Origin of the sequence: Bacillus capparidis, from assembly GCF_017832095.1 — a bacterium.
Taxonomy (GTDB): Bacteria; Bacillota; Bacilli; order Bacillales; family Bacillaceae; genus Bacillus; species Bacillus gobiensis.
This window is the reverse complement of record NZ_JAFDST010000002.1, coordinates 1,025,622-1,045,603: the sequence shown is the minus strand read 5'-3', so window position 1 is coordinate 1,045,603 and position 19,982 is coordinate 1,025,622. Positions and strand designations below refer to the sequence as shown.

19 protein-coding genes, 3 pseudogenes and 1 riboswitch are annotated in these 19,982 nt (G+C 40.0%); of the genes and pseudogenes, 15 read left to right on the top strand and 7 right to left on the bottom strand.

Annotation, left to right across the window (positions count from 1 at the left end):
* The first annotated feature begins 73 nt into the window (after positions 1 to 73).
* Complete coding sequence (locus JOC74_RS12340) at positions 74 to 1,138, top strand: DUF3995 domain-containing protein (protein ID WP_148564344.1); 1,065 nt, start codon at positions 74 to 76, stop codon at positions 1,136 to 1,138.
* The gene (locus tag JOC74_RS12335) at positions 1,132 to 2,190 is read left to right on the top strand and encodes a hypothetical protein (protein ID WP_245212889.1); all 1,059 of its coding nucleotides are present in this window, start codon (positions 1,132 to 1,134) and stop codon (positions 2,188 to 2,190) included. The genes JOC74_RS12340 and JOC74_RS12335 overlap by 7 nt, the downstream gene beginning before the upstream one ends.
* 271 nt (positions 2,191 to 2,461) lie before the next feature.
* Here the strand turns inward: JOC74_RS12335 and JOC74_RS12330 are convergent, their stop codons facing one another.
* A complete protein-coding gene (locus JOC74_RS12330) occupies positions 2,462 to 2,719 on the bottom strand; it encodes a hypothetical protein (protein ID WP_053604850.1) in 258 nt (85 codons plus the stop codon).
* Between the two features lie 222 nt (positions 2,720 to 2,941).
* On the opposite strand from JOC74_RS12330, the gene JOC74_RS12325 reads away from it, so the two are divergent.
* Positions 2,942 to 3,754, top strand: a complete 813-nt coding sequence (locus JOC74_RS12325) for a class I SAM-dependent methyltransferase (RefSeq protein ID WP_053604849.1) — start codon at positions 2,942 to 2,944, stop codon at positions 3,752 to 3,754.
* A 50-nt stretch (positions 3,755 to 3,804) separates the two neighbouring features.
* On the opposite strand, the gene JOC74_RS12320 is transcribed toward JOC74_RS12325, so the two are convergent.
* From JOC74_RS12320 to JOC74_RS12310, 3 genes are all read right to left on the bottom strand, one after another.
* Entirely contained in the window at positions 3,805 to 4,593 is a 789-nt protein-coding gene (locus tag JOC74_RS12320) for an SDR family NAD(P)-dependent oxidoreductase (RefSeq protein ID WP_053604848.1), read from the bottom strand.
* A 322-nt stretch (positions 4,594 to 4,915) separates the two neighbouring features.
* Entirely contained in the window at positions 4,916 to 5,257 is a 342-nt protein-coding gene (locus tag JOC74_RS12315) for a DNA polymerase III subunit beta family protein (protein ID WP_053604847.1), read from the bottom strand.
* A gap of 275 nt (positions 5,258 to 5,532) precedes the next feature.
* Positions 5,533 to 6,882: a prolyl oligopeptidase family serine peptidase gene (locus tag JOC74_RS12310; RefSeq protein WP_053604846.1), complete on the bottom strand. Its 1,350-nt coding sequence runs from the start codon at positions 6,880 to 6,882 to the stop codon at positions 5,533 to 5,535.
* A 648-nt stretch (positions 6,883 to 7,530) separates the two neighbouring features.
* Here JOC74_RS12310 and JOC74_RS12305 point away from each other — a divergent pair.
* From JOC74_RS12305 to JOC74_RS24455, 11 genes and pseudogenes are all read left to right on the top strand, one after another.
* A complete protein-coding gene (locus JOC74_RS12305; RefSeq protein WP_053604845.1) occupies positions 7,531 to 7,755 on the top strand; it encodes a hypothetical protein in 225 nt (74 codons plus the stop codon).
* Positions 7,701 to 7,940 (top strand): annotated as a pseudogene (locus tag JOC74_RS24460) (YndA family protein); the annotation flags it as partial. The gene JOC74_RS12305 and the pseudogene JOC74_RS24460, both read left to right, overlap by 55 nt.
* Positions 7,941 to 8,108: 168 nt before the next feature.
* A pseudogene (locus tag JOC74_RS23520) lies at positions 8,109 to 8,225 on the top strand (ATP-dependent DNA ligase); the annotation flags it as partial.
* 593 nt (positions 8,226 to 8,818) lie between these two features.
* Positions 8,819 to 9,040, top strand: coding sequence for a GAF domain-containing protein (locus JOC74_RS12300; RefSeq protein WP_211086161.1), 222 nt, complete (start codon positions 8,819 to 8,821; stop codon positions 9,038 to 9,040).
* 36 nt (positions 9,041 to 9,076) lie between these two features.
* Positions 9,077 to 10,252, top strand: coding sequence for an aminotransferase class I/II-fold pyridoxal phosphate-dependent enzyme (locus JOC74_RS12295; RefSeq protein WP_053604844.1), 1,176 nt, complete (start codon positions 9,077 to 9,079; stop codon positions 10,250 to 10,252).
* 32 nt (positions 10,253 to 10,284) lie between these two features.
* A complete protein-coding gene (locus JOC74_RS12290; RefSeq protein WP_053604843.1) occupies positions 10,285 to 11,055 on the top strand; it encodes an SDR family NAD(P)-dependent oxidoreductase in 771 nt (256 codons plus the stop codon).
* Positions 11,056 to 11,103: 48 nt separating this feature from the next.
* Positions 11,104 to 12,201: an iron-containing alcohol dehydrogenase family protein gene (locus JOC74_RS12285; RefSeq protein ID WP_053604842.1), complete on the top strand. Its 1,098-nt coding sequence runs from the start codon at positions 11,104 to 11,106 to the stop codon at positions 12,199 to 12,201.
* A 161-nt stretch (positions 12,202 to 12,362) separates the two neighbouring features.
* A riboswitch (SAM riboswitch) is annotated at positions 12,363 to 12,469 on the top strand.
* A 69-nt stretch (positions 12,470 to 12,538) separates the two neighbouring features.
* A complete protein-coding gene (locus tag JOC74_RS12280) occupies positions 12,539 to 13,591 on the top strand; it encodes a methionine ABC transporter ATP-binding protein (RefSeq protein ID WP_245212888.1) in 1,053 nt (350 codons plus the stop codon).
* Positions 13,584 to 14,264 carry a methionine ABC transporter permease gene (locus JOC74_RS12275; RefSeq protein WP_053604841.1) on the top strand — a complete coding sequence of 227 codons (681 nt, stop codon included), beginning with the start codon at positions 13,584 to 13,586 and terminating at the stop codon, positions 14,262 to 14,264. The genes JOC74_RS12280 and JOC74_RS12275 overlap by 8 nt, the downstream gene beginning before the upstream one ends.
* 12 nt (positions 14,265 to 14,276) lie before the next feature.
* Positions 14,277 to 15,116, top strand: coding sequence for a MetQ/NlpA family ABC transporter substrate-binding protein (locus tag JOC74_RS12270; RefSeq protein WP_053604840.1), 840 nt, complete (start codon positions 14,277 to 14,279; stop codon positions 15,114 to 15,116).
* A gap of 31 nt (positions 15,117 to 15,147) precedes the next feature.
* Complete coding sequence (locus JOC74_RS24455) at positions 15,148 to 15,264, top strand: S-ribosylhomocysteine lyase (protein WP_225970253.1); 117 nt, start codon at positions 15,148 to 15,150, stop codon at positions 15,262 to 15,264.
* Between the two features lie 1,446 nt (positions 15,265 to 16,710).
* Here the strand turns inward: JOC74_RS24455 and JOC74_RS12260 are convergent.
* The 3 genes and pseudogenes from JOC74_RS12260 to JOC74_RS12250 all read right to left on the bottom strand — a co-directional run bounded on the left by JOC74_RS12260 (position 16,711) and on the right by JOC74_RS12250 (position 19,137).
* Entirely contained in the window at positions 16,711 to 17,010 is a 300-nt protein-coding gene (locus JOC74_RS12260) for a hypothetical protein (protein WP_225970252.1), read from the bottom strand.
* Between the two features lie 351 nt (positions 17,011 to 17,361).
* Positions 17,362 to 17,693 (bottom strand): annotated as a pseudogene (locus JOC74_RS12255) (VOC family protein); the annotation flags it as partial.
* 328 nt (positions 17,694 to 18,021) lie between these two features.
* Entirely contained in the window at positions 18,022 to 19,137 is a 1,116-nt protein-coding gene (locus tag JOC74_RS12250; protein ID WP_053604838.1) for an NADH-dependent flavin oxidoreductase, read from the bottom strand.
* Between the two features lie 435 nt (positions 19,138 to 19,572).
* Here JOC74_RS12250 and JOC74_RS12245 point away from each other — a divergent pair, with 435 nt between their 5' ends.
* Positions 19,573 to 19,935 carry a hypothetical protein gene (locus JOC74_RS12245; RefSeq protein ID WP_053604837.1) on the top strand — a complete coding sequence of 121 codons (363 nt, stop codon included), beginning with the start codon at positions 19,573 to 19,575 and terminating at the stop codon, positions 19,933 to 19,935.
* Positions 19,936 to 19,982: the final 47 nt, after the last annotated feature.

The following is a 19,982-nucleotide window of genomic DNA, read 5'->3' as shown; positions in this document are numbered from 1 at the left end:
TTCTATTCGTATGGAAAGGCTTCTTTCGTTTAAGAAAGTGCCGCTGTTTATAAAATTATGAATAGAAAGGTCGATGAACAGGATGGAAATTCGCGCACAAGGATTGGAGAAAAAATCTGCTCCCCGTCTCTGGCACTGGTCCTCTTGGATAGGATATGCCGCTTTGGCCTGGTCAATCGTATATGGGATCGTGCACTTATACTGGCTGCTGGGAGGAGAAGGATATCCCTTTATCCAGGAAGAAATGGTCATGTTTTCTGCAATGGTGACGTACCTTCCGGCTCAAGCAGGAAGCATCGCTTTTGTTGTTCTTTGTTCTCTTGGCGTTTTCTTTGGAATCGCTATGCATAAAGCCTGGGGAAGAGTGGTGCCTTACTGGTTGATCATGACATATGCATGGGGATTGGCTGCTGTCTTACTCCTTTTTGTCCCTGATAGTAGTTTAATTATGATTATGGCTTATGCTTTCTTATTTAAATTTGATTTCAGCTGGCTAATATTCAATCAAATCATTTGTATTATAGGTGCTTTATTATGGATCTTTGCAGCTGTTTCTTATTTTCGGAGAGTCCGCCAAGCGTGTACTTATTGCGGGCGGACAGAGAATGGAAAAGCATTTGTTCTAGTAAGGTGGGGGAAATGGATCACTTATATCGCTGCATTTGCTCCTATCCCTTATGCTTGTACTCGAATTGTTTGGGCGTTCGGAGTTGCTTTCGGTGTTGACAGTCAGTTCTTTGAGGTGAATCCAATTGCTCAGATAACATCATTGGTCTTTGGCGGAATATGTATAGGCGGCGGCCTCCTTACGCTTGGACTCATTCAGAAATGGGGGGAAGTGTTCCCGCGCTGGTTTCCGTTTGTGGGCGGGAAGAGAGTTCCCATATTGCTGGCCGTTATTCCCGCGTCGATTGTAGCGATTGCGGTAACTGCTGCCGGTGTTGTCTTTACTTTCACTTTTTTTGCGATACAGCTGCAGCTCATGCCAGCTGAAGGAATCTTATTAAACGACATTTGGGGAACGATTGGACCAATGCTTCTATGGATTCCTTGGGGAACTGCCCTTGGCTTAGCGGCTATCTCTTACTATTACCGCCGTCGCGGCCGATGTAAGTATTGCAATGGTTCTGAATGTTGATGTTTTCAAACGAGAAGCAATCTAGTATCTCAACCCGTTCTTCATGGTTCTCAGCATGGCCGAAATGGGCAGGATACGCAGCTGCAGGATGGTCGCTCATTTATGCCGTGTTCGGAATATACTGGGGATTGGGAGGTTCCCATTTTCCTTTTGGTGAAAATGACCCTCGTGCAATGATGATGGGATCATTTTTGACGAGTTTGAGGGCAGACACAGGTGGTCTCACTATCGCTGCTACAAACTTTATAGGCTTTGCGGTTGCATTAGCGATGGTTAAAACGAGTGGCCGCCTTATTCTCGGCTGGGTGTTGCTGTTCTTTAGCTGGTTGATGTGCGTGACGCTTTTATTGGTGATTCCCGATGTACGAATCGTGCAGAACTTCGCGTATTTATTCGTGTTACACGTGGAACTTGTCGATTGGCTCGTACTAAATCAGGTCTTTTGCATAGCAGGTGGATTTCTCTGGGGAGCAGCTGCCTTGTCCTACCACAGGAAATTAAACGAAGCATGCGGCTGCTGCGGCCGAAAAGACGATTCCCACGGAGCTTCAGTGAAATCTGCAGCACGTTGGGGAAAGCGGTTCACCTATATCGCAGTTGTGATGGCGCTCCCCTATGCAATTGTACGCTGGGCTTGGGCTTTTGGAATCCCTTTGGGGACAACATTGGACACGAATTCGAGTCCGACTTTAATCATGATGGAATTATTTTTGGGAGCCATGTGTATAGGCGGCGGAATACTGACTCTGGGTCTTACTCAGCGATGGGGAGAAGTATTTCCGCGCTGGTTTCTATTCATGGCCGGAAAGCCGGTTCCCGTATGGTTAGCAGTTGTTCCTTCTACACTTATGGCGGCTATCATTACGCTTGCAGGAGTGAAAATGGCTCCACCGATCATCATTATGATGCTAAACGGGAGTATCACAATGGAGAATTGGGGCGAGGCCGGACCATTTCTTTCTTGGCTTCCGTGGGGAGTTTCCCTTGGTGCAGCTACTGCGGCCTACTATATCCGCAGGCGGGGACGTTGCCGACATTGTGGCCGGTTGTAGGTATTTTGGAAATGAGGGGTTTAGTTATTTGAAAGAGAATTTTTCTCTCTTTGCATCTCCCAAAAGATCTTTAAAACCCTTTGGCCTGGTCGGGATATTCTTTTTTGGTCGCTCCCTAAATGTTTCTTGCTAATATGAGCAAGTAGCGGAATATATGTGCTTCATACGCGATATATGTTCCGCTTACGGAATATACGTGCAAATCCTACTCATTAATTTACTTAATAATGGGAAAGAAAAAGGAATCCAATAAATATGAACTGCCCCCTGTCTACTTGACAGGGGGCAGTTCAATATATGACTTACATACTAGATTGATATTCAACCATTTTTTGATTTCACTTTTAAGGAAACGTTTTTCACCATTAAAATTCGTATAAGGAATAAACCGATATGTATCCCAAGAATTCGTTCCGTTTTTTAAAGATATCTTTTCTCTTGTATCTTTTTGAATGATCTCATCTAATTCATCAGGGGAAATAGATAAGTAGTTTGCTAATTCGTTTTCAGTTAATATTTCATTTTCCATAGCGATGTTTTACCTACCCTTAAAAGAATCTGAAATAATGAGTGTACATAGTAAAATTGCTGCAGAGATAATAAGAATATTGATAGTACTAATTAAACCTTTTAATTTCATTATACGCTCCTTGATTTTTTTATAGTTTAAAATATTTCAAGAAAACGATCAATGAATCATTTTGAAAGAGAAATAACTTTGCATATAATTGGATAAAAAGGAGAGCAATTTATGGGCAAAATGATCGACTATTACTCCCGATTTGATGAATGGGGGCGGCTGGATCGTGAGCCATTGGAATTTCAGGTTAATTGGCACTTTATTCAGGCGTATTTACCGAAAACAGGAAAGGTATTGGATAATGGTGCCGGACCCGGAAAATATGCTATGCGATTAGCGCAGCAAGGGTATGAAGTTACATTAACCGACCTTGTCCCAAGACTCATAGAGATTGCAAAAGAGAAAGCAACCGAATTGGGTGTTGCCGGACGATTTGCAGGATTTCACGTTGCGGATGCAAGAGATCTATCTGCTTTACGGGATGATCAATTCGATGCAGCACTTGCGCTTGGCCCGATGTACCATTTGCAATTGGAACAGTCTCGAAAAGAAGCGATTCAAGAGCTGTATCGGGTAACAAAAAAAGATGGAATTGTATTTGTCGCGTTCATGCCAAGAATCAGACACGTGCTGTCATCTCTGCAATTTCCGGAGCATTGGCGGCCGAATGACAACATGGAGTCAATCAAGGAATTTATCCGTACTGGCGAGTTTGATCATAGTGACGAGGGACGCTTTACAGGAGCGTATTATTTTCGTATTGAAGACATTAAACCCTTCATGGAGTCAAACGGATTTGAGACATTGAATTTGATTGGCTCATCTAATATAGGCAGCCTCTTATCAAACGAGCAGTGGGAATATTGGAAAAACCGGGGAAAAGGTGAGTTTGTCCAGCTGATAGAGCTATTAAAAGATACTGCAGCAGATCCGGCGATTTTAGGAATCTCATCGCATTTGCTTTATATAGGTAAGAAAAAGTAATAGAAAAAAGGCATCCAAATGAATATAGGATGCCTTTTTAAGCGTTGATGTCATTTGTATTTTACTGAGCCGCCGTTTACAGGGAATTCAGCACCATTTACGTAGGAGGATTTGTCAGACGCTAAAAATAAAATGACGTTTGCAATTTCCTCTGGCTGGCCGATCGAACCGCGGGGAATTTGCCGGACGTTTTTAGCAAAGTGTGAAACGGCTTCTTCGCGTTCTTTATTAAACATTTCTGCCAGCATATCGACCATTCCGCCAGGCTTGTTCCACATTTCTGTTCTTGTTGGTCCGGGGGATACAACATTCACACGAATATCACCGCCGAATTCATTGGCAAGAGCTTGTGTGAGATTTAGCACTCCAGCCTTACTGGCACTGTAGTCAATCGCAAACGAGTCCGGAACATGGCCGCTTTCGGAAGCGATATTGATAATGCTTGCGCCTTTTTGTTTTTTCATATGTGGAATTGCTTCTCTTGTTAAACGTACTATGGCAAATAAATTCGTCGCAAATGTTCTTTCCCAAATTTCATCGGTCACATCTAAAAAGCTGTCCTTGTAGATCGCAATGCCTGCAATGTTTGCAAGGATATCGATCTGACCGAATTGAGAAATTGCAGCATCTACTAATTTTTTGCAGCTGCCGGGTTCAGTTAAATCAAGCGCTATTGGGAGAAATTGATCCTTTCCCGCTAAATCCTTGATGTCTTCGATGGTGAGGCTGGCTCCGACTACCTTCGCGCCTTCGTTCAATAAAGCCTTTGTTGTCGCAAGACCAATCCCATCGTTCGCACCGGTCACGATTGCGACTTTTCCTTCTAATTGATAACTCATACAATCCATCTCCTTTAACATGGTACCTAACAATAAATTTACCTATTGCCGGTGTAATTAAACATGGATGTAAAAATGGAGAAAATTTTGCTTTCTCAATTCGAAACTTCTAAATGAGAGGTCTGATCTGAAATACCTCTCTGGCCAGTTATAGAAAATACGCAATTATCTTATATTTATTTTTAGGTAAGATGAAATGTTTGATACGACAAACCAAAGAGGTGGATTGTGTTGAAGAAAAAAATTGCATTTATAGTATTATTCGTGACAATCTTGATGTTCGGTGTAATTAATGGAGGAGGACTCTATGAGGAAATAGTGATCAGTCCGGTTTGGAGTTCGTCACCGTATTTAATCTTTCATTTACGATCAGCATCACATCATAGGAATCATCCATGAGTTTGCTGAAGCTTTGTGCTAACTCTTTGGCAGGAAAGACAAACTGAAACGTCTCCTTGCCGCTCATTGGAGATTTCATAAGGGCCAACCGATGACTGTCTGTACATAGAAACTCTAAACTGTCATTTTTCTTTTGGATTAAGACACCTTGCAAAATAGGTCGCGTGGCTTGGTCCGCAGCTGCGAATGCTACTTTGGCCAATTCCACTTTGAATAGTTTAGTATCAAGCGTAATTTGAGAAGACGTATCCTCAATAAGATTCACGGATGGATACTCTTCAGAATCCATACATATCAATTCAAATTTACTTTTTCAGTTATCAATTTAATTAGTCCTCCCTCTAGTCACATATGATTCATTGAAATGAATTTGTATAAGTTGAGAGAAATATGAAATCGACTTAAATCATACTTTTACCGCCATCAACAGGTACGTATGAACCTGTGATGACGTGATATAGAAATAGCCAACACGAATTCTTTCGTATCGGCTTATTAAAACAGTGAAACTTTTTATAAAATTTTCGTTTTGGGGGTACTTCAAAATATTAGCTTGATGGGCATGTGGTAGGACCCCTTTAATGACTGGGCAGCCATCCATTCCATAATTGTTATTGTTTTTCCATTAATTGTTGCTGTACTTTCGTTGTTAAACACATAAACCCATGAGGAATGTCCATCGTATTGATATGGGGTGCCGTCTTCGTTTTTGTACAAACCTGTAGTGTCATGAACATCATCAAATAAAGATAATTGAACATTATTGGCCCCAGCTTCGATCAAACGGTCATACGTCGGAAGTGTATTGATTGTTGGATCTAATGTTGTATCATTTTTAGCTGTAACGAACCAGATTGGAGTGTCCTTAATTGTCTGAATGTCTTCATTCGTAATTAATCGATCATTTAAACCTTCACATACCGGAAATGCTGCTGCAAAGTACCCTGGATAATCACGAATCATCAGCATTGTCATATATCCACCGTTAGAAGCTCCGCCGATGTAGATTCGATTTGGATCAATGTCACGGTTTTTAGCAACATAATCTTTGATTAAAGATATAAGTGCTTCTTGATAGATAGACGTTCCATCAGCTTTTCCTGTAAAACCGTCCATCCATCTAGTTGGTGTCTGAGGCACTAAAACATAAGCGCTTTCAAAATAGGATTGGATTTCTTCTGTCGCAAAGTTAACTGCTTTATTTGCAGAAAGTGGAATCGTAGTATCTGTGCCGCCTTCTCCGCCACCATGCAACCAAATAATTAGTGGATTCTTTCCTTTGTCTTTGGATGGCGCATAGTCTGCATAAGTTAAAGTAACATTATCATACGTTGCTTTTCCGGATGAGAAATCATCTACAATCTCTTTCGTTCCCCCTGCATATGTATCAGCAACTAATCCTGAAATTGTTCCTGACCTTGAAATAATATCTTCCGCCTGAGTTATCGTATAGTCAGAATTCACCCATTCATTAAATTCACCATCATAGTTAAGTGCAGAACCTAATGATACAGTTGGTCCAATTTCCATTTCTAATACGACATATTTCCCTCTTCCAACAGGGTTTCCTTTTTTATCAGCAACATACGCTTTAGTGACTGTTCGGTAACCTTCTTCCAATAACGGAGTTGCCAACCTGTCATCACTTCTTGCTACGTGTACTTTAAAAGTATCCTTCGTTACTGAATTCCGATTCACCGGCTTCCCTAAATCAACAATTACCTTTGTAATAGCTGCGCCCCAGTCATGGATTTCTGTAACCGTACGATATGACGTTGGCTCTGCAGGTACTTGCTTTGCAAATGCATCTACGCTGAAAGAAAATGTAATAGCTCCTGCAAAAATAAATAGTATGAAAGTTCTGACACTTCTTTTGATTATCTCTTGCATTCCCCTCTGCCTCCTGTGTTTCATCAATTACGTTGCCTTTTAACATGATAATATTGTGCCTTTATAATAACCGTTTAGCCACTCTCCTTTTCTAATATGTAAACCCTTACAATAAATAAGTTTAACATGTGAAAATCTGTTTTCAATCAAATTAATAATTTTATGTAAAAAATAGTAGGAATGTAATGATTAATCTCAGTGTCATGTGCTACAAGGGTCTAAAACGATCTGCCAATGCCGATTTTGGTTATTCACTACGAAAACAACCGACACCAGCACACTACTAATGATAGAAAAAAACCATTTTTTTGCTTTTTGAGTAGATTTCATTTGCTTCCTTTTTTATTAAATTTATTTACGTTGATTTTGAAAGTTACAGCTCCTTCCGATTAAGTAATAGAAGAATCTTCTCTAACCGTTTTTCGGGACATCGAGTCCCTGTAAGCCGGTTGATTCAAAGCGTTGCAATGAATCAATGAGTCTCTTAAAAATCAGTCTGCTTCTAAAGGTATCCTGTTTTTAAGTCGACTGCTGTCCCAAAAAACCGTTGCATCATAATAAACTGCTTTTTATTGGATAAAAAGGAGGTTTGTGGGATTATATGGAGAATAAGATTTTTCAAGTCAAAACGGGAGAGGAGGGATGAGTATGAAGAAGTTTAAAATGATTGTCACTGCATTGATAGTTGCGTTATTAGTCCCTTCTTCTGCATTTGCAAGCAGCATGAAACCTTTGGGTACTGGGAGTTGGGATTATAAAGTAAAAACTTTAAATCAGGTGGAGGCGATTTTAGGGTTTGTCTTCCCTATTATAGTCCAAAAGGTTATTACTATTTATTTGAAGAAGATGCATATAACCCAGACGATCAAGTAAAATCTGGCGTTTACTTTGGTGATAGTACAAGTGATGATTTTTATTATACGGAATCAGCCCATGGATTTTATTGTCATGTCTTCAAAGATGTCAATGCTTGGGTCGATGGCTCTAATAATCAAGCTGAATTTTATGTGAAAAGATACTCTGATAATGGAACAGTATATGTAGAAGCCTGGGATTGAATTCGTAAGGGCCAATATGATGATTAAAATAGATGATAATCAAAAGCCCTTCATACGTATGGAGGGCTTTTAATTCTTTCCATTACTTAATCAAATTAATTGGGAAGAGATCAAAAAACACTTACAATTTTATAGTAAGTGAGGTGTGATTTCTTTGTTATTTTTCCTATGTTATTAGAATCAGTGAAGGAGCCATTTGACGACGACAACTATATTTCAGAGGTCAAATTCGATGGAATAAGAATCGTGCTTTCAAAGAATAACTGGATTGAATATAGGCATAACTACATTTTTTAACTCCGAAAGTTGAGTTATTAATCCTAGTTGACATATAGGAATTATGTGTATAAAATTAAATAAATTTAGAGAGGAGATGTACGAAAAGACAAAGCTTTTTTTCGTGTGAAAATAATACTAACCAATATTGTTGGTTCAACTCATTTGGAGCAAATTGATAGGCTAACGATGATACAGAAATTTTAATCACGATTATCTATGAAACTCCCATTTTGCCATATTGTATTTGGCAATATACGAAATGAGATTTTGGATGTATTGGGTATAGTGGCAGAAAAAAGTTCGATCTGTTTTTTTCATAGATTGCAGAATAAGTAAACAAGACAGGATGCTTGGAGTGGAAAAAAAGGATATACATATTGAATTAACGGAACAAATTCGGGCTTTGTTTAACAATGAATTTGACTTGGTGGCTAATATGAGCAATATGGTTGTCTCTGATCTTTGAAAAGATCTTTAATTTAAATGTCACGACATTTTATCGCTGGAAAAATGATGCATTAATATTGGGCCCGTTTTAAGGAAGGGTAGCTTGCATGCACATTTCTCTTAATAAAGGTGTTTGTGTGAAGATTGCATTTATGAAAAATACGGAGATTGTTGCTGATGTTCATCAGTTTCCCAGACATATTGCCTGTGACCCGTGCTCAAATTCAGAGTTTGTCGTGCCTGTGTTTTGGCCGGACAGCGATAGATTCTTTGGTGTTTTAGATTTAGACAGCCCTCTTTTTGACCATTTTGATGCGATTGATGCAATGTACCTTGAACAACTTGTGCAGCTGGTTTTTGGACATAAGAATTAGATTATCTTGTGTGGAAGTAAAGTAGGAGGAGAGGCATTGGTTTATTTTCAGTCTTCTGAACGTGTTAGAAAGCTTCCAGTTAATTTTTTCGATCAGCTGGACAATAGATTAGCTGAATCAGAGCATTCAGGGAAGCCCTTTATCAATCTTTCCAAAGGGAATCCGGATCTCCCAACTCCGGGGCATATTGTTGAATCCTTAAAAAGAGCGGTCGATAAGCCGGAAAATCAGGCTTATCCTCCTTTTCTCGGGAAAGAAAATGTTCGGTTAGCGATCACCGATTTCTATAAAAAAGAGTATGGGGTGACATTGGATCCGTTAAAAGAGGTCGCCATTTTTCATGGTGCTCACATTGGTATTACCGGAATTCCGCAGGTACTGCTTAATCCCGGAGACTATATGCTCATTACTGATCCGTGCTATCCCATCTATTATTCCTCGGCCATTCTATCACAGGCACAGACTTACGCTATGCCTTTAGAGGAGTCGAATCAGTTTCTTCCGGATTATAGCCGGATTCCAAAGGATATTTTAAAAAAAGCACGAGTGCTGCTGCTGAATTATCCTAATAATCCGACCGGTACGCTTGCGACAAAGGCGTTTTGCGAAGAGACGATTGATTTTGCCAGAAAGTATCATATTCCGGTGATTAATGATTTTGCCTATGCTTCACTTGGATTTGATCACAACAAACCATTGAGTCTCCTGCAAACGGAGCATGCGAAGACCGTAGGTGTTGAAGTTTATACGATGTCTAAAACTTATGATATGGCAGGATGGCGGTTTGGATTTGCTGTGGGCAATGCATCGATTATTCAGGCATTGAACCATTTTCAAATGCATGCCTACAGCACAGTATTTGGTGCGGTTCAGGATGCGGCAGCTTGTGCGCTGAAGTCGTCCCAGAAATGTGCAGCTGATATTGTAAGCACCTATCAGCGTAGGCGTAATGTATTGATCGACGGCCTGCGGCGTATCGGCTGGAATGTTGCATCGCCGCCGGGGACATTTTTTGCCTGGCTGAGGGTGCCTGAAGGTTATGATAGCCAGTCTTTTTCTGACTTGTTATTCGATCATGCGCATATCGTCGTGGCTCCGGGGATTGGGTTTGGAGAAAATGGCAATCAGTTTGTAAGAATCAGCTTGGTGAACAGTGAAGATATATTGGCAGAGGCTGTTGACCGGATTGAGGCGCTTCACTTATTTAAATAATGTTTTCTAAGTTGGGAGATTGAGAGTGAAAAATGATTACGATTGAATTAAAAGATAAAAATGTACTAATTATAGGGGGGAGTTCCGGCATTGGCAAGGGAATCGCCGATCTGTTTCTTGGAGCCGGCGCAGGAGTAGCCGTGGCCGATATCGCTTTTGACCAGAAAGTGGATCAGAAATCAGAACGTTTGGTTCATCTTAGACTGGATGTCACCAATCAATCGGATGTGGCTCAGGCGGTGAAAACGGCGACTGATTTGCTAGGCTCGATTCATATTCTTGTTAATAGCGCGGGGATATCGACGATGGATTATGCCGTAGATATTAAAGAAGAAGACTGGGACAGAGTCATGGATGTCAACTCCAAAGGAACTTTCCTAGTCACACAGGCGGTTGCCCGTCAGATGATCGAACGGGGTATTGAAGGCAGGATCATCAACATAGCCTCGCAAGCCGGAAAAAACGGTTACCGCTGTATGGGAAATTATTGTTCATCGAAACATGCAGTACTGGGATTTACGAAAGTCATGGCCATCGAATTGGCTCCTAAACAAATTTTGGTCAATGCGATCTGTCCTGGCATTGTGGAGACGAGTATGAAGCATCGAGAGCGGATTGACGGTGCCAAATTAAGAAACATGACGCCGGAACAGATATATGAGGAAGACTGTTCGCAAGTTCCGCTTGGCAGGACAGCTCTCCCGTCCGATGTAGCTAATGTCGCTCTCTTTTTGGCTAGCCCCCTGTCTTCCTATATGACAGGTCAGGCGATTAATGTGACAGGCGGTATGACGATGAATTAACAGCAGAGTTGACGGCAATTTATTCTATCGGTAAAGGAGTTCAGCACGATGTCTTTTCATTTGGTATCCAGAGTCGGGCCTCAGCAGTATATCTCTGAAGAAGGCGCCTATAATTATCTGCCGGAATTTCTCAAGGTGCTGTCGGCCGCTCGGGTTCTTATTCTTCATGGTGTAAAATCTTGGCACAAAACGGCTCCTTATCTGCCCGATCTAAATGGAGCGGGTTTCGATGTACACGAGATGACCTTCGGAGGCGAATGTTCGTATCAGGAGATTGACCGTGTCATTCAGAAAATCCGGGAATCAGATATTGATCTTGTTATCGGGCTTGGTGGTGGAAAAGTGATCGATACTGCGAAAGCCGCGGCTTTTAAATCTGGCGGGCGTCCGCTGGTGATACTGCCGACAATGGCGAGCAATTGTGCGGCATGGTCGGCACTCAGCGTTATTTACAAAGATAATGGTGTATCCATTGGACATGAGATTTATCCAAAACAGTCCAGTCTTGTGCTCATAGAGCCTCGGGTAATATTGGATTCTCCCATTGATTATTTTATTGCCGGTATTGCTGATACACTGGCGAAGTGGTATGAGTCCGACAGTTTGCTCACCCATGTTCATCAGAATCATCTTTCCATTCTGTATGCAAGAGAGTCCGCTAAACTTTGTCGGGACATTCCGTTGAAGTATGCAATACAGGCTGTGGAGGATATGAAACGAGGCGTTTTATCCGAGCCCTGGCAGCTCGTGATGGAAACGAATATAATTGCTGGCGGCCTTGTCGGCGGGTTCGGCGACGAATACGGACGGGCAACTGCAGCGCATTCGATCCATGATGCACTGACCGTTTTCCCTGAGACAAAACATATCCTGCATGGCGTCAAGGTGGCCTATGGGATCATGGTTCAATTAGCACTTGAAGAAAAGTGGGAGGAAGTCCGTCGTCTTCAGCCGTTTTACCAGTGCCTAAAGCTGCCTATGAATCTGCGGGATTTACACCTTGATGCGCGTCCTGAAGAAGATATTCGCAAGCTAGCCGCTTATTCTGTGAGTCCGGACAAAACGATTCATTTGCTTCCTTTTGAAGTGACTGAGACCTCCGTCTTTGAAGCAATTCAACGTCTGGAAAAATCCATCTATATATAAATATGGATATTTTTTTACATTCATAAGAAACATCAATAGTGAACTCGTTTCAGCAAGCTAAAACATCGGGGAATCAGATGGGGACCTCACTTGATTGGAAAGTCCCACTTCGCTTAGAGGTGGGAGCCTTAACCTTTTATAAAAGATAAAATGAATCCTTTTACTTATCCAGAGCGGCGGAGGGACTGGCCCAATGAAACTCGGGAAACCAGCAGAATCACTATGTTGCTCATTCCAGGAACACATGGTTGTGTTCAAAAGATGGGGAGAACCACAAACAAGACTTCTTATCTTTGAGACTTTTTGATAGAAAATAATTGAAAGGGGGCCTGTACTAATGTCAGCGTCAGAGATTATTCGTATGGAGCATGTGGTTAAAGTTTTCACGGATGGTAAGAAAGAACATCCCGTATTAAAAGGCGTTAATCTCTCAATTGAAAAGGGGGATATATTTGGCATCATTGGCTATAGCGGTGCTGGAAAATCGACGCTGGTCAGATGTTTTAATGGGATTGAAAAACCAACGGAAGGCAATGTTTTCTGTGAAGGCCGCAATATCGTTGGTTTAAAAGCAAAAGAACTAAGGGCAGTCCGAAGAAAGATTGGTATGATTTTTCAGCAATTCAATCTCATGCCTTCCCGAACGGTTTTTGATAATATTGCTCTTCCTTTGAAACATAGCGGCTTAACTAAGAAAGAGATTAATGAGCGAATTACGGAATTGCTGCAGCTGGTTGCGCTGCCGGACAAAAGAAATGCCTATCCTTCTCAGTTGTCCGGCGGTCAGAAGCAGCGCGTGGCGATCGCTAGGGCACTGGTTAACCGGCCGAAGATCCTTTTGTGTGATGAGGCAACAAGTGCCTTGGATCCCAAGACAACGAAGTCGATCCTTTATTTATTGAAGAAATTAAATAAGGAATTGGGATTAACGATTGTGGTGATTACCCACGAAATGTCCGTTGTCAGAGAAATATGCCAAAAGGTCGCGGTGCTCGATAAAGGGGAGATCCTTGAGGAAGGTGATGTTTACTCAGTTTTTTCAAATCCGCAGCAGGAGCTGACGCAGTCATTCATTGAAACGACGTCAACGTTAGGCAGTGTGGAAAACTTAATTAAAACAAAATCTCCTGTGGTGCAGCTGCAGCCGGGACAATTGCTGCTTAAAATGAGCTATACCTCAAACAGTGTTTCCGAGCCGCTCATTTCTTATATATCAAGGGCGTATAACGTTGATGCAAATATTGTCTTTGGGGATATTCAAATCTTAAGCGATAATCCACTTGGGGGATTAATTGTTATTTTAAGCGGTCAGAAGCCGGATATTGATCATGCGCTGCAGTATCTGAAAAAAAGGCATTTTGCGATTGAGGTGCTAAAAAACCATGGGTAACTTGATACAATTCTTGCTTCCTAATGTTTCTCAAGTGATGGATGAATTTTATCTTTCAATTATTCAAACGCTGAAAATGGTATTTGAGTCAGGACTTATCTCTTTTCTGCTTAGCCTAGTGATAGGGATCATTCTGGTATCCACAAAAAAAGATGGGATTTTAGAGAATACCTTTATTTTTAATATTTTTGATAAGTTGATCAACCTGTTCCGTTCGATTCCATTCATTATTCTCATTGCAGCATTAATCCCGATTACCCGATTGATTTCCGGGACAGCTGTCGGTGTACAGGGCACCATATTCCCGCTTATTGTTGGCATTACGCCCTTTTTCTCCAGACAGATCGAGTCCGCTTTAAGTGAAGTGGATGAAGGACTGGTTGAATCAGGGATTGCCATGGGGTTATCGCCTTTTCAAATTATTGTTTCCGTCTATTTAAAAGAAGGTATCTCTTCCATCGCGCGAGTAACAACGATAACTGTCATCAGTCTGATCGGACTCACGGCGATTGTCGGCGTTGTCGGAGGCGGAGGGATCGGCGATTTCGCGATTCGTTACGGCTATCAGCAAAATCAATTAGATGCTACCTATCTATCGATTATTGTTCTCTTAATTTTTGTCAGTATCGTTCAAATAATAGGCACATTGATTACCAAAAAAACCACGCATTAGGAGGAATTCATCATGAATAAAATCACAAAAATCAGCAGTTTAGTTCTCATATTTAGTTTTATACTGGTTCTTGCTGCCTGCGGTTCGTCTTCAAACGGCAGCTCGGACAAAGTAAAGGAAGTAAAAGTTGGGGTTGTCGGCAACAGTGATGATCCGATCTGGAAACAGGTCAATAAAAATTTAGCAAAAGATAACATCAAAGTAAGCCTTGTGAAATTTACAGATGGAATCATTGCCAATCAATCTCTAGATAATAAAGAGCTGGATTTAACGGCTTTCCAGCACAATGCATTCTTGAATCAGGAAGAAAAGCAAAAAGGGTATAAATTTACCGTCATCGGCCAATCCTATATTGTTCCTTTAAACGTCTATTCGCATCATCTTAAGAGTATCAAACAGGTTAAAGAAGGGGATAAAATTGCTATCCCGAACAACGTCACGAATGCTGGAAGAGCACTCAAAGTTTTGGAAAGTGCGGGCTTGATCAAACTTGATCCAAGCAAAGGGTACTCACCAGCTGTGAAAGATATTACAGAAAATAAACTGCACTTGAATATTGTCGAAGTTGACCCTGCTAAGATCCCTAGTCTGCTTCCAGACTTTGCTGCAGGGATCACAAATAGCAACTTTATCATCGATAATAAAATGGATCCGATAAAAGATTCGATTTATCATATTCAACCGGATCTCAATGACCCGAATAACAAACCGTGGATCAATGTCATTGTTTCAAGTACTGCAGACAAGAACAACAGCACGTATAAGAAAGTGGTCAAAGCTTATCAGACACAATCGGTCGCAAACACCATTAAAAAGACATATAACGGTGTATATGTCCCTGCATTTAAGTAATGAAAAAAGCGCATGTGAGGAGATCTGAATTATGGCAAAAGTTGAAAGTTTTACCCTTGATCATACGAAAGTCAAGGCCCCTTATGTTCGGTTAATTACCCAAAAGGCGACATCATTCAATTTACGATCTGCGTTTTGTACAGCCTAATGAAAAGTCCCTAGCCTCTTTATAGCGCGTATGAAATAACGAATAATTAGTGAATGACTAAAATACTAAATTTCGCTTATATCTCGCGAGAAATGTTACTCTCCATATTTCTTCTTATGATACATGTTGACAATGCTTGCAATATCGGCGATGTGTGGATTTAAAATAAAGTCACGATATTTATAAAAAGTTGCGACGTTTTCAATAATGTCGTACCGTTTATTAAAAAGTTTAACCGTTTTTAAATGGTAATTTTAAAGAAAATATTCTCGTAGCAATATTTTTGAAAACTTTTGATCAAACTTTTTTATAAAAAATGTATACTAATTCACAAGAAAAGAATCCATTTTGATCAATCTTTTTTCAAAATGGATTCTTTTCTTGTGCCGTAAAATATGGGTTTGTCTAAGGTTTTAGCTACATGAACCACAAGAATAGACCCTCCCATATTAAAGCCAAAGCTCCAAGTTTCGACTGGCTGATATTTTACAAAAATTAATTGTACATAAATCAAAGATTAATCATTGATGGTCCTTTCTGTACTTGCCATATCTATGTTTAACCATTTCAATGTTACTTCTTATGATACATGGAGATAGAAAGCATAAAATTAGCCCTTCCAGTTGGAAGGGCTAATCTTGTGAATCAACACAATGCCTTTCATCATCAAAGTAAACCCTTTCATTGCTAAAGTAAATGGGAGCAAACTCTTTCACCGATGTATGTAAGAGCAAAGGTGCACATATTAGAATGAAATTAAGGGCAAAAACACATGGATATGCTTCAATTGGCGAACTTGGGCTCAATTTTTACAACATTATAACAATTGAGAAGGGGGATTTTTTTGAATTAAATCAATTATTGAGCTTCAAAGACAGAATATTTGTTGATTAAGTTGGGGAGAGAATGTTTATCGTTTGGATGGTGGTATTAAAGTACAAGAAAATAACTCAATTTTGATGTACGACATTTTATTGATTAGGAGGAATGAGCATGAAAAAGTTTAAAATGATTATCGTTACACTGGGCATTGTGTTGTTAAACAATTGGCCGTAATCACACCAAGCAATCATGATGAAACGTTTCCGAGTATTAGGAGCTCCTTTTGACTTTCGAAGGGAGGATGGTTCCCCAAGGGGGATTATAATCAATCTTTACAGATCGATGTCCCGAAAAGCCGTTGCATACGCTTGGATATATTTTATCCAAGCGTTTTTCATTAAAATTGTTCTATGTCGTTTATCACATTTCTCAATACTCCAATAGATTCCACAGCGTTTTCGTCATATTCTAAACTATGATTAACATTCGGAATTAACTTCGGAGTGATATTTGAGTTTTCTACTATTTTCAAGTATCTTTCTTCGGTGTAACAAGGGTCTTTGTCTCCAGTTGAACTAACCTGAATAAAAAAACGCTTTACTCTTTATTAAAGTAAAGCACCCGTTAGCGAAATAAGGGAGCAATCGTTATCAATAGCATTGAAAAACAAATTAAGAAAATACTTATTTTATTTGAGAGTTTTTCTTTTCCTTTACTTTTATAAAATCCTGAAAATTGAAGGCGATTTCTATATAATACAAATAGTAAAAGTAAGATTGCTACACCAACAAACCATCCACCAGTTGGATTATCTACGTTTATTTCCATACTCGCATAGATTAAATTAACTAAAGCTCCCATTAAACTGCCAAGAATAAAAATGATAGCTACGATGCGAAATAATTCTAAGATTACCCTAAGCATAATTCATCTCCCCTTTCAAAAATTATACCGCATTTAAACTACTCTTATTGTACTAACCTGCTTCGTTAGGACAATAAAGAAAAGTCGATGCCATCTTGAAGTATCACACCCGTTAGTCCAATAAAGATTAAATAGGATTTATCCAATAAAAGTTAAAGCGACAACAATCAAAGAAAAAATTATTGCTAATATTGCATCATGTTTTGCAGTATAAAATCATTTCTTTATACTCTTTTTTGTTCTATTTAATATTCGCTTGCAGAACAACTTTATCGACGTGATTACATATTTCACTGGCGGTATGTCAAAATCCATCAATTATTGGCCCGATAACTATTAATTACCCTTAATTTATTTGATTTGCTCCGCCAACTCTAAAATAATTCCCTCTAGCCCACGACAGTAGCATAACTTATATCTTTCTTCATAGTTTTGTATCTCACTAAAGATTTCCATACATTTCTTTTTCAATTTGGCAACAAAGGCTTCAATATCTTCAACAGCAAATGCAATATGCCGGATACCCAGGGTATTTGCAAAAGGTTGCTGAATATCTTTTTCATCTGACGGCGTATAAAATTTGATTAGCTCTATCCATACCTGACCGTCTGGCGTCCTCAGTCCTACACATGCTACTTTAACTCATTAAGCCCAACTACCTGATCCATCAACTCTCCTTCCATATACGCCATTAGGAAAGGATTTTATTAATATCTGTTTACAATAAAAAGACGTCGTTATGACGTCTTTTTATTGTAAACTGTATTAGCCCTTCCACCCGGGAGGGCTAATCTTGTGAATTAACACAATGCATTTGTGTTAGATTCGCAAGTTAACTAAAGCCAATCATGGGCTTTTTTATTTACTCTTTACATCTACAATACCGTTAAATCTAATTAAATTTGTATCTCCCATTATATCCTTCACATGACTGACAACTCCCTCAACCTCTCGAAAAAACCCATCGTCGTATAATTCAAAGGTCAAAGCAAACTTGTACTTAAATGTTTATTACTCAGTTTCGACTGGAAACCAACCTGGGACATCTAGAATAAATTTCCACAATGAATCAGGAATAACTAATTTATCCTGATCCTTTTCGGATAGAGTTGTTTTAATTTCTCCCTCACGTCCTTGGACGATCATCTTAATCCAGTCTGGTTCCATTATGATTTCACGTCCTAATGCGATGAGCGGAATACCTGTTTGCAAGGCTTTAATGGTATCCAGAGGAGTACGAATGTTTCCAACTCCAATGACAGGAACCTGACTGCCCACACGTTCTTGAATGATCTCTAATCGGGTGCGGGAATCATCGATACCGCGTCGTGGAACAGACCAAAAGTCATTCAAGGAAATATGTAGATAATCAAGTCCTTTAGATGCGATAGCTTCTACAAATACAAGAGTATCTGCCATCGTAATTCCTGGTGTTTCTGGCTCTTCAGGAGAGACACGATAACCAACAATAAACGGTTCTTTCGCATGTTGGCGAATGGCCCGCTTCACCTCGTCTATTAGCTCTAAAGGAAAAGTCATGCGTTTCTCAATGGTTCCTCCCCAACGATCACTACGTCTGTTGGTATAAGGTGAAAAGAACTGCTGAATGAGACATCCATTCGCACCATGTATCTCAATTCCATCGAATCCCGCTTCGATTGCACGTCGAGTAGCTTCACCAAATGCATGAATAATCTCGACAATCTCTGTATCAGTCAATATATGCTGTAAAATATCTTCCTCTTTGTCTTCGGGGATAGCACTAACACTCACAACGTCTCCATTTAACGGAAGTGATTTTCGCCCCCCATGGAAAATCTGTAGAACAGCTTTTGCACCATGATCCTTAATGGTAGAAGCGAGTCTGTTTAAACCAGGGATCATGTCGTCACTATCAACTGCGGCTGATCCTGCCAATCCACCATTAGGCATTACCGATGTGCCAGCCGTTATGACCATGCTTACTCCATTTGCACGACGTGCATAGTATTTTATTTCCATATCTGAAATGGAACCATCTGTATTTGAAGCACCATGAGTCATTGGAGCCATGACAATTCGGTTTTTTAACTGAGTACTATTTGGTAATACAAATGGTTCCAAAATAGGTTGATATCGATCCTTCATATGAAATATCTCCTTTTCATGGAGTCAACCACTCCACTATCTCTTTCTTTATCTAGTTGTAAAAAAGCAAAAAGGCCAGCCCATCTGTTTATACAGTGTTCTGGCCACCAGTTGCCTGGTAAGCATTTACTAATATTAAGGTATCAATTACTAGTAAATCTATTGGTTTAATTGAATATTAAGTGATGTCTAGTAGATTGTCAATATTTTTGGTTCTGATGCAAACCTCGGAACATATTTAAGAGAGCCTTATAATTTAATTTAAGTTAACAAGTTAGAGGGAGGGACAAGCTTTGAGTGATGCCAATGAACAAGTAACAGTATGTGAGTGGATTCTAAATTATTATGGGAACGGAAACGGTGAGGAAGACAAGGAACCGTCTGCTTAAAAATATGTAAAAAAATCCACTGAAGAATATACAGGGGTCATTTGCCTTGATTCAAGAACCCGATGGTATTTCGCTTATTTCTTTTTGGGTCCCGTTCCATATACTTGCGAATATCTTTCTAGTTATCGCATTAGTCATGTACTGGAAAGAAAAACGTCCTAGAAATCTACTTCTTGCTGTGCTTGGACTTTATCTTCTCATACGGATCGCAACCTTCTTTTATTTCGTTCCGGAGATTACTGATTTTATGAATACACCTCCAACTGGTCCCTCTTCTGTAGCACTTGCTGCTCGGGCAGATCAATGGACAACTTTAAGCTGGCTCCGAACAATTGGTGAAATCGCAGTCAATGTCCTTCTTTTGTTAGCGATCACCAAGCCTGGCAAAGAGAGTGGAAAAACTGCCTGATCTATCTCGCAATCCCGGGTAATATGAGACACAAAGAAACAGCTGCT